Source organism: Marinobacter sp. C2H3 (genome assembly GCF_037080155.1).
GTDB lineage: Bacteria > Pseudomonadota > Gammaproteobacteria > Pseudomonadales > Oleiphilaceae > Marinobacter.
The window spans coordinates 381,966-403,023 of sequence record NZ_JBBBNZ010000001.1 but is presented as its reverse complement, the minus strand read 5'-3'; the positions used below and the strand labels follow the sequence as shown (position 1 = coordinate 403,023).

The 21,058-nt window shown below is 66.2% G+C and carries 17 protein-coding genes; 13 read left to right on the top strand and 4 right to left on the bottom strand.

The features are described from left to right. Positions 1-77: 77 nt before the first annotated feature. Positions 78-1,130 (bottom strand): DUF2333 family protein, encoded by a 1,053-nt coding sequence (locus V3388_RS01735; RefSeq protein WP_336365794.1) that lies wholly within the window; start codon positions 1,128-1,130, stop codon positions 78-80. Between the two features lie 22 nt (positions 1,131-1,152). Further along, entirely contained in the window at positions 1,153-3,141 is a 1,989-nt protein-coding gene (locus V3388_RS01730) for an EAL domain-containing protein (protein WP_336365793.1), read from the bottom strand. Positions 3,142-3,339: 198 nt separating this feature from the next. Between V3388_RS01730 and V3388_RS01725 the strand changes: the two genes are divergently transcribed. The 11 genes from V3388_RS01725 to V3388_RS01675 all read left to right on the top strand — a co-directional run bounded on the left by V3388_RS01725 (position 3,340) and on the right by V3388_RS01675 (position 16,021). Further along, positions 3,340-4,950, top strand: coding sequence for a diguanylate cyclase (locus V3388_RS01725; protein WP_336365792.1), 1,611 nt, complete (start codon positions 3,340-3,342; stop codon positions 4,948-4,950). Between the two features lie 287 nt (positions 4,951-5,237). Beyond that, entirely contained in the window at positions 5,238-5,678 is a 441-nt protein-coding gene (gene aroQ, locus V3388_RS01720; protein WP_336365791.1) for a type II 3-dehydroquinate dehydratase, read from the top strand. Between the two features lie 25 nt (positions 5,679-5,703). Continuing rightward, a complete protein-coding gene (gene accB, locus V3388_RS01715; protein WP_336365790.1) occupies positions 5,704-6,165 on the top strand; it encodes an acetyl-CoA carboxylase biotin carboxyl carrier protein in 462 nt (153 codons plus the stop codon). A gap of 16 nt (positions 6,166-6,181) precedes the next feature. Then, a complete protein-coding gene (gene accC, locus V3388_RS01710) occupies positions 6,182-7,528 on the top strand; it encodes an acetyl-CoA carboxylase biotin carboxylase subunit (protein ID WP_336365789.1) in 1,347 nt (448 codons plus the stop codon). 2 nt (positions 7,529-7,530) lie between these two features. Continuing rightward, entirely contained in the window at positions 7,531-8,427 is an 897-nt protein-coding gene (prmA, locus tag V3388_RS01705; RefSeq protein WP_336365788.1) for a 50S ribosomal protein L11 methyltransferase, read from the top strand. 63 nt (positions 8,428-8,490) lie between these two features. Continuing rightward, positions 8,491-9,750: a DUF3426 domain-containing protein gene (locus tag V3388_RS01700; RefSeq protein ID WP_336365787.1), complete on the top strand. Its 1,260-nt coding sequence runs from the start codon at positions 8,491-8,493 to the stop codon at positions 9,748-9,750. 223 nt (positions 9,751-9,973) lie between these two features. After that, positions 9,974-10,972 carry a tRNA dihydrouridine synthase DusB gene (gene dusB / locus V3388_RS01695; protein ID WP_336365786.1) on the top strand — a complete coding sequence of 333 codons (999 nt, stop codon included), beginning with the start codon at positions 9,974-9,976 and terminating at the stop codon, positions 10,970-10,972. Further along, positions 10,969-11,286, top strand: coding sequence for a DNA-binding transcriptional regulator Fis (fis, locus tag V3388_RS01690; RefSeq protein ID WP_336365785.1), 318 nt, complete (start codon positions 10,969-10,971; stop codon positions 11,284-11,286). Before dusB ends, fis begins: the two co-directional genes overlap by 4 nt. A 24-nt stretch (positions 11,287-11,310) precedes the next feature. Further along, positions 11,311-12,891: a bifunctional phosphoribosylaminoimidazolecarboxamide formyltransferase/IMP cyclohydrolase gene (gene purH / locus V3388_RS01685; protein ID WP_336365784.1), complete on the top strand. Its 1,581-nt coding sequence runs from the start codon at positions 11,311-11,313 to the stop codon at positions 12,889-12,891. Positions 12,892-13,106: 215 nt separating this feature from the next. Beyond that, a complete protein-coding gene (gene purD / locus V3388_RS01680; RefSeq protein WP_336365783.1) occupies positions 13,107-14,396 on the top strand; it encodes a phosphoribosylamine--glycine ligase in 1,290 nt (429 codons plus the stop codon). 77 nt (positions 14,397-14,473) lie between these two features. Further along, on the top strand, positions 14,474-16,021 hold the full coding sequence (locus V3388_RS01675; protein ID WP_336365782.1) for a cation:proton antiporter family protein: 1,548 nt from the start codon (positions 14,474-14,476) through the stop codon (positions 16,019-16,021). 10 nt (positions 16,022-16,031) lie between these two features. Here the strand turns inward: V3388_RS01675 and senA are convergent, their stop codons facing one another. Then, on the bottom strand, positions 16,032-17,438 hold the full coding sequence (senA, locus tag V3388_RS01670) for a selenoneine synthase SenA (protein WP_336365781.1): 1,407 nt from the start codon (positions 17,436-17,438) through the stop codon (positions 16,032-16,034). A 366-nt stretch (positions 17,439-17,804) separates the two neighbouring features. On the opposite strand from senA, the gene V3388_RS01665 reads away from it, so the two are divergent. Beyond that, positions 17,805-19,226: a sigma 54-interacting transcriptional regulator gene (locus tag V3388_RS01665; RefSeq protein ID WP_336365780.1), complete on the top strand. Its 1,422-nt coding sequence runs from the start codon at positions 17,805-17,807 to the stop codon at positions 19,224-19,226. 3 nt (positions 19,227-19,229) lie between these two features. Next, positions 19,230-20,312, top strand: coding sequence for a transporter (locus tag V3388_RS01660; protein WP_336365779.1), 1,083 nt, complete (start codon positions 19,230-19,232; stop codon positions 20,310-20,312). Between the two features lie 11 nt (positions 20,313-20,323). Here the strand turns inward: V3388_RS01660 and V3388_RS01655 are convergent, their stop codons facing one another. After that, positions 20,324-21,043, bottom strand: a complete 720-nt coding sequence (locus V3388_RS01655) for a hypothetical protein (protein ID WP_336365778.1) — start codon at positions 21,041-21,043, stop codon at positions 20,324-20,326. Positions 21,044-21,058 lie beyond the last annotated feature (15 nt).

Genomic DNA, 21,058 nt, shown 5'->3' with positions numbered 1-21,058 from the left:
CCGGCCGGGCCGACCGGCTCCGGGCGTTACCCACAAAAAAAGCCGCGACCCAGGTCGCGGCTTTTTTGGTTCTGGGCTCAGCCCCGGGACAGCAGGTCCCGCATGTCGCTGATCGCCGCATTGGCCCGAGACAGGTACGCGGCCATGGTCAGGGAGTGATTGGCCAGCAGGCCGAAGCCGCTGCCGTTCAGGATCACCGGGCTCCACATGGGCTCCTGGGTGCCCTGCAGCTCAATGATGATCTGCTGGACGCTGGCCATGGCGTTCTTGTCCTGCAATACCTTGTGGAAATCAATCTCGATAGCCTTGAAGATGTGCAGGAGCGCCCAGGCGCTGCCCCGGGCTTCGTAGAACACATCGTCCACTTTGGTCCACGGGGTCTTCACCTCGGTGTCACTGATGGACGACGTCGTCTCGTTACCGGAGCCTTCCTCAGCCATGTCTTCCGAGACCGAGGCCTTGCCCACGCTCTCGCTCAGATTGCGCGACAGGCTGCCCAGGCGCGTTTCCAGATCCGCCAGCCAGTTACCCAGGTTATCCGCCCGGGCGTAGAACACCGCCGCGTTCGGCCCCTGGGAGGACAACCGCCCGAGATAGCTGCGCAGCGCCTTGATGCCGGCCCGGTATTCGGACTCGGTGGAGGGGATCGCCCAGCTGTTGCTGTCAAAGTTGAACTGGGGCTCGGCGACGACCAGGTCCGGGTCCTCCGAGGACTGGCTCTGGGAGCGGGCGATGTCCCGGCGCATGGCCCGGGTGAGGTCGCGAATCTGCACCAGCACGCCGTATTCCCAGTTCGGAATGTTGTCGAGCCAGAGCCCCGGGGGCATCAGGTCGTTGCTGAGGTAGCCGCCGGGCTTCTCCAGCAGGGTGTCGGCAATGCGGATCAGCGTGCTGGTGGTGGCGAAGCCGGTCACCGGCTCCTTGCCCATGGACTCGGCAACCGTCCGGGTATTGTCCCGCACGGAAAACGTCTCCGGCTCGTCGCTCCAGAAAAAGCCCAGCACCAGGGCCACCAGCAGCCAGATCACCAAGGCCGCCAGCACCACCTTGCCCAGCAGGCCGGCGCCGCCGGTGTAATCCTGAACGTCGTCTTTCCGGTCCCTGAAATACTGTCGGATCTTGCCTGCCATACGCGTGTTATTCCCCTTCCGGTTAATGGTCGGCCGGGTAAGGCCTGCCCAGATGGTAACCCATGGCGCCGTCCAGACCCAGCTTGCGCACCGCCGCATATTCAGAGGCGGTCTCGACGCCACCGGCGAACACCAGGATGCCCCGGCTCCGGGCGATGGCCACCACGGACTCCAGGTAAAACCGGTTATCGTCGTGCTGGTCCAGGCCATGGACAAAGCTGGGGTCGATACGCAGCGCCTGGAACGGCAGATTCCTCAGGTAACTGAACGGTACGCCGCCGACGCCAAACCGGTCCACCAGCACCGGAACCCGAAGTTCCCCGAGGGCACGCACCATCAGGCCCACCGGCGGCCGGTGATGGTGCACCGCCTGCTCGGTGATACCGATCCAGAGCCGCCTCGCCGGTTCGCCGGCCTGCTCCAGCATCAGCAGCAGGGTCTGGCGGAACGTGTCACTGGCCACCGAGGCGCCGGAAATGGACACGGCCAGACGATCGCCAGGCCGGGCCGCCAGGCGCGCCAGGGCCCGGCTCACCACGCACCGGTCGATGGCCTCGATAAGCCCGAAACGCTCAGCCATGGGCACAAACACGCTGGCCCGGAGCGGGCCATCCGGCACCTGCAGGCGGGAGGAGACGGCCTCAAACAGTGAGGTACGGCCGTCCGGCGCGGTCATCGGCTGCAGCCACAGGGCGACACGCTCGCCGGCAACGGCGTCTTCCAGAATGGCCCGCCAAGCCTCCGGATTGTGGTGATGGCCATGGGCGCCGTTGGCAAAGCGGCAGCCGGACGGCCCGGCGGCCTGGGCCTGACGAAGGGCATCGTCCGCCGCCGCCAGCAGTTCCCGGGCGCTGGCGGCCCGATCCGTGTGGGCAAGGCCGGCGTGCACGGCCACGTCGGCAGGTGACGCCATATCGGTGTAAAGCCCGTCAAGTTCCTCCACCAGGCTCCGGCCCCAGACCTCAGCGTCCGCCGCCAGCGCCCCTGGGAGGAACACCGCAAACTCTGCGCCAGCCTGCCGGCCGGCGAAGCCCCCGGCGTGACGCCCAAGGAACCCCGTCAGCGTACCCGCCACCCGCAACAGCAAACGGTCGCCCTGGGCACGTCCCTGGCTCTCATTGAAGCCGGCGAACGACCGCAGACAGATCAGCATGAGCACACCGGGGCCCGCAGACTCCTGGGCATCGACCTCGGTTTTCAGTCGCTGCTCAAAGGCGGCACGACTGGCCAGGCCAGTTACCGGGTCCTCGTTGCTGACCCGCCGCAGGTGCTGGATCAACCGGCCCTGGCCTTCAAACAGCCGGGCCAGATCGTCGGCCATCTGATTCATGGCGACGGTGACCTGGTTCAGTTCCCGGGTGGAGCGCACGGTCACGTGCCGGCGAAAATCCCGATCGCCGATGGCCCGGGCCTGGGCCTCCAGGGCCGACAACGGGCGCAGCGCCCGGGTCAGCAGATAGAACAGCGCCACCAGGCCGCCGCCGCCAATCAACAGTACAGTCACCACCAGCCCGGAGGTGATCCGCCACAGATCCCGGTAGGCCGGCTGCGGGTCGGCGGTGACCTGCACCGTACCCAGCCGGCGCCAGCCCCGAACCACCTCCGCCGTCGCCTGCGGCAGTGGCAGCCGAACCACCGCCCGGAACCAACCGGGGACGTCCGCGCCGTCCAGGCTACGCCGGCGACCCGCGATCACCGTCCCCTGATGATCGAGATACATCACCTCAAGGTAGCGGCCGCTGTCATACACGGCGTCGATCAGCGAGCCTGCCGCCACCGCATCGGAGCCATCAATGGCGTTGGACAGGGACAGCCCCACGGCGGTGGCGCCGTCCCGAGCCTGACCGGACAGTTGCTCCAGTACGTAGCTCCGGAAATGGCTATAGCTGGTCATAAAGGCGACAAGCAGCAGGGCCAGCAAAAGGCCACCGGTGAACACCAGCAAGAGGGTTCTCAGGGAGATGGCTCTGGCCAGACGGCCAGGGGCCTCGGGGTCACGCTTCCGTGCCATGGCAATGAACGCTCCGCGGGGCGCGGCACCGGCGCGCGGCATGGACTGTGACCGGTGCCCCAGAGTTGACAAACATTTACAGTGCGCTACCTACGCCCACAACTTTAAACACTATAGACTCTGCATAAGCACTAAGGTGAGAAAAAGCGTCCGACCCGGACCGGACGCCCGACAGAGAAAAGGACAGGCCAGAGCCCCATGAACGACGAAAGCCAGAAGGAAAAACTCCGGCAGCATTTCGCCCGACGCGTCACCACCCAGGCCCGCGTGGTGCTGGATACCTGGCAGAAAATTCACGCCGACCACAGCCTGGCCGCCACCCATCGGGACGAGCTGGCCGTGGCCGCCGACAAGCTGATCCGTTACGCCCAGCGTTTTGAGATGGACAGCCACAGCCGCGCCGGGGAACACATTCAGGACGTCCTGGCCGACTGGCCCGCCGGCGACGTGCCCGCCGAGGCGATCTGGCCGCGGCTACAGGAGGCCATGGACGGGCTTTGCCGCTGTACCCTGCGGCGCACCGACCAGGCCGGGGAAGATGCGCCCCACCAGTATCGACGCACGCCTATCTACATCGCCCTGGATAACGGGGAAATGGCGAACCGGCTGATCCGCCAGCTGGAATTCTTTGGCTTCCGGGCCTCCGCCTTCAGCGACGCCAACGAGCTCACCGAGGCGTGCGCCCTGCACAAGCCCGAAACCGTGCTCATGGACGTGAACTTTGGCGGCGCGCCCAACGCCGGCATTGCCACCATCGAGCGGCTGCAGGAGCGTCACGACACGCCCATTCCGATCATCTTCATGAGCGATGAGGACGGCTCCATCGAGACCCGCCTTCGGGCATCCCGGTGCGGCGGCGAGGAATTCTTCTTCCCGGCGGTGGACCCGGGCCAACTGATCGAAAAGATCGAGACCTACACCCACGGCAACACCGTGGAGCCCTATAAAGTGCTGGTGCTGGACGACTCACGGGCCCAGGCGAAGTACATGGAGACGGTGCTGCGCAAGGCCGGCATGACCGCCCACATCATCACCGACCCCATGCAGATCATTCACGCCCTGGATGAGTTCTCCCCGGAGATCATCATTCTGGACATGTACATGCCCGGCTGCACCGGCATGGAAATCGCCCGGGTGATCCGCCAGCAGGACCGGTTCCACAGCGTGCCCATCATCTACCTGTCCGCCGAAGAGGACGTCACCAAGCAACTCCACGCCATGAGCCTCGGCGGCGACGACTTCCTCACCAAGCCGATTGACCCCAAGCACCTGATCGCCACCATCCACAACCGGGGCCGGCGGGCCCGGTCGCTGCTGGCCCTGATGATCCGGGACAGCCTGACCGGCCTGTACAACCACACCCACACCTTGCACCTGCTGGACCAGGAGATCGTCCGGGCCCGGCAGAAAGACCAGCCCCTGTGCTTTGCGATGATCGACATCGACTACTTCAAGAAGGTGAACGACACCTTCGGTCACCCGATTGGCGACCGCATCCTGCGCAGCCTGTCGATGTTCCTCAAGCAGCGCCTGCGCAAGACCGACCACATCGGCCGGTATGGCGGTGAGGAGTTTGCCATCATCCTGCCGAACACCCGCGTGAGCGACGCCCGCAACGTGCTCAACGACATTCGCGAACGGTTCTCCGAGCTGCAGCAGCCGGCCGGGGACCGGGAGTTCAATGTGACCTTCAGTTGCGGCGTGGCCGACTGGCAGGGGGAAACCTCCCAGGCCCTGTGCGAACGTGCCGACCGGGCGCTCTATGCCTCCAAGGCCGAAGGCCGCAACTGCGTCACTCCGGCGGACTGACCCCGACGCCCGATTTACCACGCCCTGCCAACGCCCCGGTCCCGCCGGGGCGTTTTTCATGAAACCAACGTCGAATGGCGAGCCACCCGCACCTCAACGATAATGCGTTCCGTTCACCCGCGTTCCTTTTCGGTCACTGTCTGGTCGATCCACTGTCTGTTTACGACCAATGGCCTACACGGTCAAACGTCAAAAAGTGTTGATCTGACAGAAACAAGCACGCACCATTATGGGAAACTGCCGTGAATGTCGGCGATCCTGTGAAAACACGGTAAACGGAAATCACCATGTCCACCATCCTCGTGCTCCACGGCCCCAACCTGAACATGCTTGGCACCCGGGAACCGGAGGTCTACGGATACGAGACCCTGGCGGACATTGATGACCGGCTGCGCAAGACCGCCGCCGCCGAAGGCCATCACCTGCTGCACCTGCAGTCGAACGCTGAATATGAGCTGATCGACCGCATTCACGAAGCCCGTGCCGAAGGCGTCGATTTCATCCTGATCAACCCGGCCGCGTTCACCCACACCAGCGTGGCCCTGCGGGACGCCCTGCTCGCCAGCGGCATTCCGTTCATTGAAGTACACCTGTCAAATGTGCATGCCCGGGAAGCGTTCCGGCATCACTCCTACTTTTCCGATATCGCCGAAGGCGTTATCTGCGGGCTGGGCAGCCAGGGCTACGACCTGGCCCTGAAGGCCGCCCTGCATCGAATTCACCGATAACCCGATAGATGGGACTGGAATCATCATGGATATTCGCAAGATCAAGAAACTGATTGAACTGCTCGAGGAGTCTGACGTCGAGGAACTGGAGATCCAGGAAGGCGACGACTCCGTTCGCATTTCCCGCCGCCGCGAACAGGCCGCCGGCACCCAGTACGTCAGCCACATGCCGGCACCGGCCCACTACGCTGCGCCGGCTCCGGCTCCGGCCGAAGCACCGGCGCCCGCACCCGCTGCCCCGGCCGAACCCACCGGTCACACCGTGAAATCACCGATGGTCGGCACCTTCTACCGGGCGCCCTCGCCCACGGCAGCGTCCTTCGTGGAAGTCGGCCAGACCGTCAACAAGGGCGACGTGATCTGCATCGTCGAGGCCATGAAGATGATGAACCAGATTGAGTCCGACAAGGCCGGCACCGTCACCGAAATCCTGGTCGAGAACGGCCAGCCAGTGGAGTTTGACCAGCCGCTGGTCGTCATTTCCTGAACGGGGTTCACGACTCATGGCCATGTTAGAGAAAGTGCTGATCGCCAACCGCGGCGAGATCGCCCTGCGCATCCTGCGCGCCTGCAAGGAGCTGGGCATCAAGACCGTTGCGGTGCATTCCAAGGTTGACCGGGAACTGATGCACGTCCGCCTGGCGGACGAATCTGTGTGTATCGGCCCGAACAGCCCGACCGAGAGCTACCTGAACATCCCTGCCATCATCAGCGCGGCGGAAGTGACCGATTCCGTGGGCATCCATCCGGGCTACGGCTTCCTGGCCGAGAATGCGGATTTTGCCGAACAGGTCGAGAAGAGCGGCTTCCGCTTTATCGGCCCCCGGGCCGAGACCATTCGCCTGATGGGCAACAAGGTCTCCGCCATCGAAGCCATGAAAAAGGCCGGTGTCCCGACCGTGCCCGGCTCCGACGGCCCGCTCACCGATGACGACGAGCTGACTCTGAAAGTCGCCCGCCGGATCGGCTACCCGGTGATGATCAAGGCCGCCTCCGGTGGCGGTGGCCGGGGCATGCAGGTGGTGCACTCCGAGGCCGCCCTGCTCAAGGCCATCCAGATCACCCAGAGTGAAGCCCGCAACGCCTTCGGCGACCCGACCGTGTACCTGGAGAAGTTCCTGGAAACGCCCCGGCATGTGGAAGTGCAGGTGCTGGCGGACATGCACGGGAACGTCATTCACCTGGGCGACCGGGACTGCTCCATGCAGCGGCGCAACCAGAAGGTGCTGGAAGAGGCGCCCGCCCCGAACATCAACCCGGAGTCCCGGGCCCGCACCCTCAAGGCGTGCGTGGATGCCTGCAAGGAAATCGGCTATGTGGGCGCCGGCACCTTCGAGTTCCTGTACCAGGACGGCGAGTTCTACTTCATCGAGATGAACACCCGGGTTCAGGTGGAGCATCCGGTGTCTGAAATGGTCACCGGCGTGGACATCGTCCGCGAGCAGCTGCGCATCGCCAGCGGCCTGCCCCTGCAGTACAGCCAGGATGAGATCGTTATCTCAGGCCACGCCCTGGAGTGCCGCATCAACGCCGAGGACCCGCAAACCTTCATCCCCAGCCCCGGCAAGATCAAGCATTACCACGCGCCGGGCGGCTACGGCGTGCGGGTGGATTCGCACCTTTACAGCGGCTACACGGTACCGCCGTACTACGATTCCCTCGTGGCCAAGCTGATCACCTGGGGAGACGATCGGGAGATCGCCCGCCGCCGCATGAAGAACGCGCTGGACGAAATGGTGGTCGAGGGCATCAAGACCAATCAGCCGCTGCACCGCAGATTGGTGCGCGACAGCGGTTTCAAACAGGTAGACTTCACCATCCACTACCTGCAGAAACTGATTCGGGAATAACGATGCCCTGGATACAACTACAGATCCCCGCCGATCCGGATAACGCGGACCAGCTGGAGGATCTGCTCATGGAGATGGGCGCTGAGGCCGTCTCCATGGAAGACGCCGCCGACCAGCCCCTGTACGAGCCGGATCTCGGCACCACGCCGCTGTGGCAACAGACCACCGTGACCGGGCTGTTCCCGGCCGGTCAGGACACCGAGCGGCTGTGCGCGGGGCTCCAGAACGCCTGGCACCAGCAGACTCAGCAGCTGCTCGGCGAGATTGACGTCACCCTGGTGGAAGACAAGGACTGGGAACGGGCCTGGATGGACGACTTCAAACCGCTGCGCTTCGGTGAGCGGCTGTGGATTGTCCCGAGCTGGCACGATGCCCCGGACCCGGACGCCGCCAACCTGATGCTCGATCCAGGCCTGGCGTTCGGTACCGGCACCCATCCGACCACCGCCCTCTGCCTGGAATGGCTCGACGGCCAGCCCATGGAACACCGGCAGGTGATCGACTACGGCTGCGGCTCCGGCATCCTGGGGCTGGCGACCTTATTGCTGGGGGCGCGCCACGTCACCGGCGTCGACATTGATCCCCAGGCCCTCGAAGCCAGCCGTGAAAACGCCCGTCGTAATGGCGTCGAGCAATCCCGTCTTGACCTGTACCTGCCGGAACAGGCCCCGGACGAGCCCGCCGATCTGATGCTCGCCAACATCCTGGCACAGCCGCTGATCGGCCTGGCGCCCAAGCTGGCCACGCTGACCCGGACCGGCGGTGACTTGGTGCTGTCCGGCATCCTGTTCAACCAGGCCCGGGACGTCATGGAGGCCTACGAGCCCTGGTTTGATATGGACGAGCCCGCCCAGCTGGATGACTGGATACGCCTCACAGGACGGCGGCGCAGCAGATGACGCGCCTGGCATTAGGGACTACACTGCGGGGCTTGTAGTCCTCGTCGCGTTCAGGAACGGAGCATGACCCAGAGCAGCCTGCAGACCCAGTGCCCCCATTGCCAGACCCGGTTCCGGGTGACCGATCAACAGCTTGGCATGGCCAAGGGCAAGGTCCGTTGCGGCAGTTGCATGGAGGTGTTCAACGCCCTGGAGCACCAGATCCAGCCGGGCAGCACCGGCCAGAGCGCGGCCCCCGCTGCCCGCCCGACGCCGCCAGCGGCTGAACCCCGGAAAGCGCCCCGCGACCGGGACGATGACGACGAGCTGATTTTCGCCGACAACCCGGAAGAAGATGCCACCGAAGGCCCCTACGCCGGCACCCGCCTGACGTTCTCCGACGACGAGCTGAGCGACAGTTTCCGGGACATCGACGAAACCGCTGCCCCCGATTTCCGCGAACCCGAGGACGAACCCAACGCCGAGGAAGTGGACGAAAGCTGGGCCGAGGCGATGCTGGAAGAACCCGCCGGGCCGCGCTCCGGTGCAGCCAGTGACAGACTAGCACCCGCGCCGGCGGCTCGCACACGCCCAGACAGCCCCACACCGCCCGCCCACAAGCCGGAACCGGCGGCACCCGAGCCTGAGCCACGGCCGCAACCCGCGGCCCGTAAGAGCGTCACTGACGAACCAGAGGCCAGCGACGGCACCGAGCTCAGGCTGGAGGGCGACCTGCCCGAAGACGACACCCGAAGCTTCCGGGTAGAGCCGGAGCACGATCGGGTCGGCGACCCGGTGCGCGCCCGGGCACCGTTCAGCGACCTCAAGCGGGAACCGGTGGCCGTCAGTGGCGGTAGCAGGGGCAAACGCGCCCTGCTCTGGACCCTGATCCTGCTGGTGCTGGCCGGCCTGCTGGTGGCCCAGGCGGCGTGGTTCCAGTTTGACCGGCTGTCCGCCATTCCGGCGCTGCGCCCGTATTATGAACAGGCTTGCGAGCTGGCCGGCTGCACCCTCGACCCCCTCGTGGACGTCTCTGCCATACAGAGCCGCAAACTGGTGGTGCGGACCGACCCGGACAACCGCAGCCAGTTGGTGGTGGATGCCGTGCTGCTGAACCGGGCGGACTTCGAACAGCCCTTTCCCGCCATCGCCCTGACCTTCTCCAACCTCAACGGCGACGTGGTCGCCCAGAGCCTGTTCACGCCGGAGGAGTACCTGGCTGGCGATGCGAAGGCCCTCAAGGCACTGCCGGTGGACACGCCGGTGCACATTGCCATCCATATCCGGGATCCGGGCCGGGACGCGGTCAACTACAACCTGGAGTTCCGCCGCTACACGCCCTGAGCGGGCACTACCCGGGCAGACACCGGTCTGGCCGGGCGACATCTGGGCGAGCAAAAGTCAACCAGAAAGCACGAAAAATAATCAGGTTTTTTCACTGTCAAGCCCCTTCAATCCCTGCCGAGGCGACGGTATCATTACCGCCCTTCGGAGAAAATCGGTCATTAATTGATCAGCCGATCCCGTTCCGACGTTTGCTGAACCTGCTGTGACCCGGACTCAGATCATGCTGCCAACGGCAACCATCGGGCCGTACACCCTGCCCAACCCGCTCATCGTTGCACCGATGGCGGGCGTCACCGACCGCCCGTTCCGGCTGCTGTGCCGGCGCCTGGGCGCGGGCCTGGCGGTGTCCGAGATGGTGATTGCCGACAGCCGCCTGTGGCACACCCGCAAGTCGCAGACCCGGCTCAACCACGAGGGCGAGCCGGAGCCCCGCTCGGTGCAGATCGCCGGCGGCGATCCGGAGATGCTGGCCGATGCCGCCCGGCAGAACGCCGAGTTTGGCGCCCAGATCATCGACATCAACATGGGCTGCCCGGCGAAAAAGGTCTGCAACAAGGCCGCCGGCTCGGCACTGATGAAGGACGAGGCGCTGGTCCGGGACATCCTGACGGCCGTGGTTCAGGCGGTCGACGTGCCGGTTACCTTGAAGATGCGTACCGGGTGGGATCGGGATCATCGCAACGCGCCGCTGATTGCCCGCATGGCCGAAGACGCCGGCATCCAGGCCCTGGCCGTCCACGGCCGAACCCGGGCCGACAAGTACGAAGGCGAGGCGGAGTACGACACCATCGCCGAGGTGAAATCCCGGGTGCGCATCCCGGTGTTTGCCAACGGCGACATCACCACCCCGGAGCAGGCCCGGGACGTGCTCGCCCACACCGGCGCCGACGGCCTTCTGATCGGCCGGGGCGCCCAGGGCCGGCCCTGGATCTTCCGGGAAATCCTGCATTTTCTGGAAACCGGCGAACACCTGCCGGCGGCGCCGCTGGACGAGGTCGAACAGATCCTCACCGGCCACCTGGCGGAGCTGCACCGGTTTTACGGCGAAACCATGGGTGTGCGCATCGCCCGAAAGCACGTGGGTTGGTATCTGCAGGCCCACGATCCGGACAAACGGTTCCGGCAACGATTCAACGCCATCGAAGACGCGCGGGAACAGCAAGACCGCATCGAACAGTATTTTGACGATCTACGAAATGGAGAGGTATTCGCAGCATGACCGCTGAGACTTTGGCAAACAACATCCCGGACTCCCCGGCCAACGACGAGCTGCACCGGCTGGAAACCGTCAACGGCAACGGCAACACCGTGACCCTGCGCGACAGCGTCGAGGTGGCCCTGAAGAACTACTTCTCGCAGCTGGACGGCGCCCCGGTCACCGACGTGTACCAGCTGGTGCTATCCGAGGTCGAGGCGCCGCTGCTGGAGCAGGTGATGAAGTACACCCGCAACAACCAGACCAAAGCCTCCACCATGCTGGGCCTGAACCGGGGCACCCTCCGCAAGAAACTCAAGCAGTACGGTCTGCTCTAATCCGACACGGGAGGCCCACCGACCATGGCAAATCAGGCGAACACCCCCGTCCGGCGCGCGCTCATCAGCGTCAGCGACAAAACCGGTATTGTTGAATTCGGCCGAGCCCTGGCCGAGCGCGGCGTGGCGCTGCTGTCCACTGGCGGCACCTTCCGCCTGCTGAGGGACAACGGCGTGGCGGTCACCGAAGTGTCCGACCATACCGGCTTCCCGGAGATGATGGACGGCCGCGTCAAGACCCTGCATCCGAAAATCCATGGCGGCATCCTGGGCCGTCGCGGCACCGATGACGGGGTAATGGCCGAGCACGGCATCGACCCGATCGACATGGTGGTGGTGAACCTCTATCCGTTCGAGGACACCGTCGCCAACCCGGACTGTGATCTGGCCACCGCCATCGAGAACATCGACATCGGCGGGCCGACCATGGTCCGCGCCGCGGCCAAGAACCACAGCGACGTGGCGATCGTCGTCAACGCCTCGGATTACGGCCGCGTGCTGAAAGAGCTGGACGACAACGACGGTCAGCTCACCTACCGCACCCGCTTTGATCTGGCTGTGAAAGCCTTCGAACACACCGCCGGCTACGACGGCGCCATCGCCAACTACCTGGGCGGGCGCACACCGGACAACGACAACCCGGATTTCCCCCGTACCTTCAACGCCCAGTTCGTGAAAGTGCAGGATATGCGCTACGGCGAGAACCCCCACCAGCGCGCGGCCTTTTACGCCGAACGCGAGCCGAAGGAAGCCTGCGTGGCCACCGCCCGCCAGCTCCAGGGCAAGGAACTGAGCTACAACAACGTAGCCGACACCGACGCGGCGCTTGAGTGCGTCAAGCCGTTCGCGGACCCGGCCTGCGTCATCGTCAAACACGCCAACCCCTGCGGCGTGGCCATCGGCGCCGACATCCGCCAGGCCTACGACCTGGCCTTCGCCACCGATCCCACCTCGGCCTTTGGCGGCATCATCGCCTTCAACCGGGAGCTGGATGTGGACACCGCCCGGGCCATCATCGAGCGACAGTTTGTGGAAGTCATCATCGCACCGACGATTGCCCCCGAGGCGGTTGAGGTCGTGGCCGCCAAGAAGAACGTGCGCCTGCTGGCCTGCGGCGAGTTCAACGGCGAGCGAGTACCGGCCCTGGACTACAAGCGGGTGACCGGCGGCCTGCTGGTGCAGGACCGGGACCTGGGCATGGTGTCTCTGGACGACGTCAAGGTGGTCACCGAGCGCCAGCCGTCCGAGAGCGAGCTGAACGACCTGCTGTTCGCCTGGGAAGTGGCCAAGTACGTCAAATCCAACGCCATCGTCTACGCCCGCGCCGGCCGCACCATCGGCATCGGCGCCGGCCAGATGAGCCGGGTCTACAGTGCCCGCATCGCCGGCATCAAGGCGGCAGACGAAGGGCTTGAGGTGAAGGGCTCGGTGATGGCCTCTGACGCCTTCTTCCCGTTCCGGGACGGCATCGACGCCGCCGCCGAGGCCGGCATCACCGCCGTGATCCAGCCGGGCGGCTCCATGCGCGACCAGGAAGTGATTGACGCCGCCAACGAACACGGCATTGCCATGGTGTTCACCGGCATGCGCCATTTCCGGCACTGAGGCCTGAATCATAGGCAGGGGTCAGATGAAGGCTTTCATCTGACCCCGGAGTTAAGCCGGAACATCGGAGAATGAGACCTGGGGTCAGATGAACGCTTTCATCTGACCCCGAACGTTGCCGGAATACGGCCAGACCCCAGGTGGAAAGCCTGAGGTCAGATGAACACCTTCATCTGACCCCGACGTTAGACCCCGACTTTACAAGGGACACACCCATGAACATTCTCGTGATCGGCAGTGGCGGACGTGAACACGCCCTGGCCTGGAAAGCCGCTCAGTCGCCCCGGGCCGACCGGGTTTTTGTGGCGCCGGGCAACGCCGGCACGGCCCGGGAGCCGGGCCTGGAAAACGTCGATATCGACGTGATGGATCTGGACGGCCTGGTACGGTTTGCCCAGGAAAACGCCGTTGGCCTGACCATTGTCGGCCCGGAGGCCCCGCTGGTGGCCGGCGTGGTTGACCGCTTCCGGGAGCACGGCCTGGCCATTTTCGGCCCGAGTGCCGGCGCCGCCCAGCTCGAAGGCTCCAAGGCCTTTACCAAGGATTTCCTGGCCCGCCAGCAGATTCCCACCGCCGCCTACGCCAACTTCACCGACGTGGACGACGCCCTGGCCTACGTGCGCCAGCAGGGTGCGCCCATTGTGGTCAAGGCGGACGGCCTGGCCGCCGGGAAAGGCGTGATCGTGGCCATGACCCTGGCGGAGGCGGAAGACGCCATCCGCGACATGCTCGCGGGTAACGCCTTCGGCGACGCCGGCAGCCGCGTGGTCATCGAGGAGTTCCTCGACGGCGAGGAGGCCTCGTTCATCGTGATGGTGGACGGCGAGCACGTGCTGCCCATGGCCACCTCCCAGGACCACAAGCGCGTCGGTGATGGCGATACCGGCCCGAACACCGGCGGCATGGGTGCCTACTCCCCGGCGCCGGTGGTCACCGACGCAGTACACCAGCGCATCATGGACGAGGTGATCTACCCCACCGTCCGGGGCATGGCCGCCGAGGGCCACCCCTACACCGGGTTCCTGTACGCCGGCCTGATGATCGACGAGGCCGGCGCGCCCAAGGTGATCGAATTCAACTGCCGCTTCGGTGATCCCGAGACCCAGCCGATCATGCTGCGGCTGCGTTCCGATCTGGTCGAGCTGTGCCTGGCCGCGGTGGACAGCCGCCTGGACCAGTGCGATTCTGACTGGGACGAGCGCGCCTCCGTGGGCGTGGTGCTGGCGGCTGGGGGTTACCCAGGTAGCTACGACAAGGGCCAGGAGATCACCGGCCTGCCGGCCACCGACACCGACGGCGAGAAGGTGTTCCACGCCGGCACCCGGCTGGACGGTGACCGGGTGCTGACCAGCGGCGGCCGCGTCCTGTGCGCCACCGCCCTCGGCGAGACCGTCGCGGAAGCGCAGCAGCGGGCCTACGAACTGGCCAGGCGCATTCACTGGGACGGCGTGTTTTACCGGACCGACATCGGTTACCGGGCCATCGCCCGGGAGCAGCAGCGCTGATTCGACCCGAGCACGCCGGGGCGCATCACCCCGGCTGCTTCTGAGGACGGACTGACGGAAGCGAAAGGACCTCGTCCATGCCGGAAGCCCTCTGGATCTCCTTTGCCTTTGGCCTCGGTCTGTTGGCGCGGGCTGCAGGCTTGCCGGCCCTGGTGGGCTATCTGGCGGGCGGCTTCGTCCTAAGCGGCCTGGCGGCCGGCTACGGCTTCGATATCGGGCATACCGCGGTGCTCAGCCACATCGCCCACCTCGGCGTCCTGTTGCTGCTGTTCACGGTGGGGCTCAAGCTCAAGCTGACCTCTCTGCTCCGCCCGGAGGTGATTGGCGGGAGCCTCCTGCATTTTGCCATCACCGGCCTGGTGTTGGCGCCGCCCCTGCACCTGCTGATGAATCTCGACTGGACCAGTGCCGTGATGCTGGCCATCGCCCTGTCGTTTTCTTCCACGGTCCTGGCCGCCAAAGTTCTCGAATCCAAGCGGGAGCTGCGCGCCTTCCACGGCCGGGTCACCATTGGCATCCTGGTCATGCAGGATCTCATTGCCCTGGGGGTCATGAGCCTGGCCGGCGGCCACACGCCGTCGGAATGGGCACTGGTGGTATTTGGCCTGCCCCTGCTGCGGCCGGTGCTGTTCCGGCTGCTGGACGCCAGTGGCCACGACGAGCTGCTGGTGCTGCTAGGGCTGTTACTAGCGCTGGTGCTGGGGGGCTTCGGCTTTGAGTCGGTGGGCCTGAGTTCGGAACTCGGCGCGCTGGTGTTCGGTGCCATGCTGGCGGACCACCCCCGGGCCCAGGAGCTGGCCAAATCCCTCTGGAGCGTGAAGGAAGTGTTCCTGGTGGGGTTTTTCCTGCAGATCGGCATTGGCGGCCTGCCAGATGCCCAGGCCCTGTGGTTCGCCCTCGCGGCCAGCGTGCTGCTGGCGTTCAAGGGCCTGCTGTTCTTCGCCCTGCTGGTGGGTTTCCGCCTGCGAGCCCGCAGCAGCTTTCTGAGCGCCCTGGCGCTGACCAACTACAGCGAGTTCGGCCTGATTGTCGCCAGCGTCGCCCTGCCCGACTGGCTGGTGCCCCTGGCCATCACCGTGGCCCTGTCGTTTGTCCTTTCGGCGCCGGCCAACCGGCTGTCCCACAGCCTGTATGAGCGGTTCGGGCAACGCCTCGACCGGTTCGAGAGCCGGCACCGCCACCCGGATGAGCAGCCTCTGTCGCTGGGTCGCACGGCCGTGCTGATCATGGGCATGGGCCGCACCGGCACCGCCGCCTACGACTGGCTGAGCGAGCACGAACCCGACCTGATGGGCCTCGATTCCGATCCCGCCAAGGCCGCAGCCCACCAGCGCCAGGGCCGCAACGTGGTGTTTGCCGACGCCGAAGACGTCTCGTTCTGGCACGGCCTGCACATGCCCCACTTGCAGTCGGTCATCCTGGCCATGCCGGACATCGAAGGCAAAGTCATTGCCGCCCAGGCGCTGCGAGCCTTGGGCTTCCGCGGTTACATCGTCGCCCACACCATGTTCGCCGATGAAGCCACCCGCATCCGGGAGGCCGGCGCCAACGATGCCTACCTGACCATGAACGAAACCGGCGTGGCGCTGGCCAGCCACGTCATGGAGCGCCAGACCGCCGACTGATTCGCCGGCGTCAGAGCGCGCAGGTCCGGAATCCGGTAAAGGCGTCGTTGCGCTCCGGCAGGTAGGCCTGCCGGTAAGTGCCCCGGATCAGGTTGGAGGAGGTCGCCCCGCTGCCGCCCCGGGTGACCTTGTGGTCGCCAAACTGCAGGGTGGACATGAACGGGTACATGTCCACTGCGAAGCCGTCGTAGGGCAGGAACTGGCCGCTGGTCCACTCCCATACCCCGCCGATCATCTGGCGGCAGCCGAACGGGCTGTCACCGTCGGGATAATCCCAGGCCGGATTGGCCGCCAGGGTGCGGCCGTCCAGGTCCGCATGCCGGGGCTCCGGCCTGTCGTTGCCCCAGGGGTATCGCCGGAAGACGTCACCGAGCGCGTTACCCAGCGCCGCCACCTCCCATTCCCGCTCCGTCGGCAGCCGCCGGCCCGCCCATCGGCACCAGGCTTCGGCTTCCCAGTAGGTCACGTGGCACACCGGCGCGTCCGGGTTCAACGGCTGCCAGCGGTCAAACCGCCGCTCCTGCCACTGGCCCTCGTGCCAGCGCCAGTAAAGGGGGTGAGCGGGCGCCCGCAACAGGGGCTCGGAGGCCCCGTGCACCAGGCGAACATCCTGCTCCGCCGCCAGCCAACCCCGGCCCCCGAACGACCAAAGCTCCGGCCGACGATAGCCGCCGTCGTCCACAAAGGCCTGGAACTGCCGGTTGGTGACCGGCGTGCGGCTGATGCGGAAGGCGTCCAGGCTGACGTCAAAGCCGGGCTTTTCGTTGTCAAAGGCAAAATCGTCGGTGGCGTAAGCGGCGGATGCACCGGGCATGCCGATGCGCCACCGACCGGCGGGCACCGTGACATCCCCGTCCACCGGATCACCGGGCGCCGGGCGATCCCCCACCCAGTCCGGCGGGGCCGGATAGGCCACGGTCTGTCGGCACCAGATCAGGGATTCGATGTGCATGTTCTGGTGGAATATGGCGTAGCGGTAGAGGTACAGCGCCTGATCGGTCAGCGGCTGGGTACGGATGCGCTCCGCCACCCGGTCGTAAACCGTGCTGAAGTAATGCAGCGTATCGGCCCGCCCCGGGAACAGATCGCGCCGCCAGCGGTCCCGGTGCGCCACGTGGAAAGAGTCCCACAGGTCGTCCATGGACGGATCCATGCTGGGGGTGCCATCCAGAAGCCCAAACACGAACACCTCGTAGAAGAACGCCGCGTGACCCATTTCCCACAGCGGCGGATTCACCCCCGGATGATAGGGCACGGACAACCGGTCCTCCGGCAGGGACTCAATCAGCGCCAGGGTCCGCCGCCGGGTGGTGGCCAGTTCAGCCAGCAGGCGGGATCGCACCGCGTCAATGCGCGGATCATCGGCGTGCTCAATGCCGGCGTTCAGGGTATCGGCGCTCGGGGTATTCTCGGTCATGGGGCAGGTTCACCTCGGTCGATCGGCGTCAGCATCCGGGCCACGGATTCCTCCTGGCCTGTCCGACAGGCTACCAGAAGCCGGGCAGGCGTCGTGGAACTTCTCGGTCGTCGGCGAGTATCTACGGCCGCCTGGCGGATCCGGCTCGCCGGCGTCCGTTCCGGAACTGTCAGGGTATTTGACAGTTCCGTCACCGAGGCCAGCTACACCCACCCTGCAACTGTCGAGGCGGCCGCACATTTCCCACTCTGGTACAGAAACTGCTGGCCCATACCCCGGCGCCCGGGGCCTGCCAAAATGGAGGTCCAGCGAGTCGTTGGCTGCCATTAGCTGTCGGTTGTAGGCATTCTTTGCGGAGCAAAGGCCATGGACAACAAACGACCGCTCGTCTGGCTGTCAGCGGACTTCCCTTCCCGACTCATGAGCCCGGAAGCGCTGCCCGGATGGCGCTTGCTGCCCGTGCGCGTCCTCGACCACCCGCTGCCTCCGGCCCCCGGCGAGGGCCCCTGGCCCGTCGGCGTATGCCTGCTGGCCGGCCTGGGCAACGAGTCCCTCGAGCGTGTGGCCGCCTGGATGGAAACCCTACCGGTGTCGGCCTGGCTCGCACTGATCACACCGGAACAGCGCACCCGCAGTCGGATCTGCCGGCTGATCGGCGACTACTGCCAGGATTTCCACACCCTGCCGCCGGATCTCCACCGGCTGGAACTCAGCCTGGGCCACCTCTGGGGCATGCAGGCGCTGACCGCGCCCTACGCGACCACCCACGCCACGGGCCCCCACACCCAGCCCGCTGGACACGCCACCCACGTCAGCGGACAGGATACCGTCGCCACGGACGGGCCGGACCCGCTCGCGGGCCGTTCACCGGCCATCACCCGGGCCCGGGCCCTGATGCGGCGGCTGGCGGCTACCGACGAACGGGTACTGATCTACGGCGAGCCGGGCACCGGGCGAGGCGCTGTCGCCCGCTTTCTACACCGGCACTCGCCCCGCCGCCATGGGCCCCTGGTGGTCATCAACTGTGCGGCCCTGCCCGAGTCCCTGACCCAGAGCGAACTGTTCGGGCACGAGCGCGGTGCCTTCACCCACGCCCTGAACGCCCGGGAAGGACGCATTCTCGCCGCCAATGGGGGCACCCTGGTGCTGGCGGGCCTGGATGAACTGTCCTTGGCCCAGCAGTCTGCCCTGCTCCGATTCCTTGAAGATGGGCACATTGAGCCCGTTGGCGCCCGGCAACCGGTAGCGGTGGACGTGCGGGTACTGGCCACCTGTTCCGGGCCCCTGGATGAACGGCTGGCCCGGGGCGACTTCCGCAGCGACGTGTTCTACCGCCTCGGCAGCCTGTCGATCACGGTGCCACCGCTGCGGGATCGGCTTGAGGATCTGCCACTGCTGACCCGGCAGGCCCTGGACGCCGCCGGCGGGCAGGGGCTGCGGCTGTCCGCCGGCGCCCGCCTGGCATTGGCCAGGCACACCTGGCCGGGCAACCTTCGGGAACTGCACAACCGGGTACGCCGTGCCGTGCTGCTGTGCCAGCGCACCTGCCTGTCCCCCGAGGACCTGGGCCTGCCGCCGCTGCCGGAGGATCCGCGTTTTACCCTGGCGGACGTCCGTGCCCGGGCGGACCAGCAGGCCATTCTGTTTAGCCTGTCCCTGGCCAACCAGAACGTGTCCGAAGCCGCCCGGCTGCTGCAGATCTCCCGGGTGTCCCTGTACCGGCTGATGCACCGCTACCAAATGCACCCGCTGGGCCACACATCCACCCACAACCCAGACCGGAGGTGACCCATGATTCGGTCCACTGCGTTTTCCGCTGTTCTGTTTGGCTCTGCCGTCGCCGCCCTCAGCCCTCTGACCGTCCGGGCCCAGGAGGCGGCGGCCGGTTCTTCGGCCGGCCCCGGCACGGTCGGCCAGGAAGACACCGCCCGCACCACGGCCACGGACATTGCGTCCATCACCCAGGATCGGGGCATCGTCACCTCCCCCGGACGGTTTACCCTGGAGCCGTCCTTCTCCTACGCCCACAGCACCTCCACCCAGGTGGCCGTGGAGGGCTACACCGTGATTCCTGCCCTGCTGGTGGGCCTGATCAACGTATCGCAGATCCAGCGGGACGTGATGGTCAGCGCGCTGACCGCCAAGTACGGCTGGACCAGCCGCTTTGAAACCTCGCTGAGAGTGCCCTACCTGAGCATCAGCGAAGACCTGCGGGAGCGGGAGGCGTTCCAGGGCACGCCGGTGGATACCCTCAGGGAATCCTCCGGTGACGGACTGGGCGACGTGGAACTGGCCCTGCGTTATCAGATCAACGATGGTCTGGCCGGCTGGCCTTACCTGATTGCGGCCCTGCGCATCAAGGCGCCGACCGGCGAAGGCCCCTACGACGTCGACCGGCGGACCCTGCGGGACAGCCAGGGCAACCCCATCGGCGTAGAGCTGTCGGAGCGGCCGACCGGCTCGGGCACCTGGGCCTACGAACCCGGGGTGACCATGATCTACCCGTCCGACCCGGCGGTGCTGTTCGCCAACCTCAGCTACGTGTGGACCCAGGAAGAGGACGAGGGCATTGAAAACGGCGGCGTGGTGGACCCGGGGGACGTGATCCGGTTCGGCTTCGGTATGGGCTTTGCCTTCAACGAGCGCACCTCGTTCAGCCTGAGCTACGACCACTCGATCATCCAGAAGACCGACATCCAGTACGGCAACGATCTGCTGGACGCCACCTTCGACCGGCTGCAGGTGGGCACCCTGTCGTTTGGCCTGTCCCAGCGGCTGACCGCAGACACCAGCCTCTCCCTGTCGGTCGGTGTCGGGGTCACCGAGAGCGCCCCGAGCACCGAAATTACCCTGCGGGTGCCGATCAACCTGTAACGGAAACCCCGTTACGGCAGGATCGGCAGGGTGTCGCGGACACCAACAGGCAGGCGGTAGGCGGCCCCCAGGTTATCCAGGCGGATGTTGAGCTGTTGCAGGTTCTGGATCACCGTGCCGTCCAACCGGTTCTGGATCACCGTGGTCCAGCGGCCGGCGTCCATACCGCTGACGACGCCCACGGACACCGCCCGGCCGAGCACATCGGACAGGGCCCGGGCGGAGGCCGGCGAGGTTCCGCCGGTAACCACCTGGACCGGGGCCGTTGCCGGGGCTGTGACTGGGCGACTGGCAGGCCCGCTGGCCGGCGGGTTGTCTGGGGCTCCGGCAGGCGCCGGTCTGTCCCCCGGTGCGCCGGCCGTGTCAGGTCGTCCGGCCACCGGTATCACTCCGGCTGCCGGCACCGTCACCTGCTCGACGCGGGCGCCCGAGACCGGGGCGCCGGGGCGGGCCGGGGCGCGGCCCAGCTGGCTCAGATCAGGAATCACCAGCCGGTTCAAAACCACCAGTTGACCGTTCACCGCCACCCGCTGCTCCAGGCCGATGGCAATGTTGAGCCGGTCCAGGGTCACAAAGCCGCCCCGCAGCCGGTCCAGCTGGCCCTCCGCCAGCGGCTGCCCGAGGTTCGCCAAGCCACCTCCGGATGCCGGAAACGTAGCCTGTGCGCCGCCACTGACCAGCAGCGCCCACAGCGCTGCGACGGCTGGTTTCCTTACGCCTTTGGGAATCATGATGGTTGCTCCCTT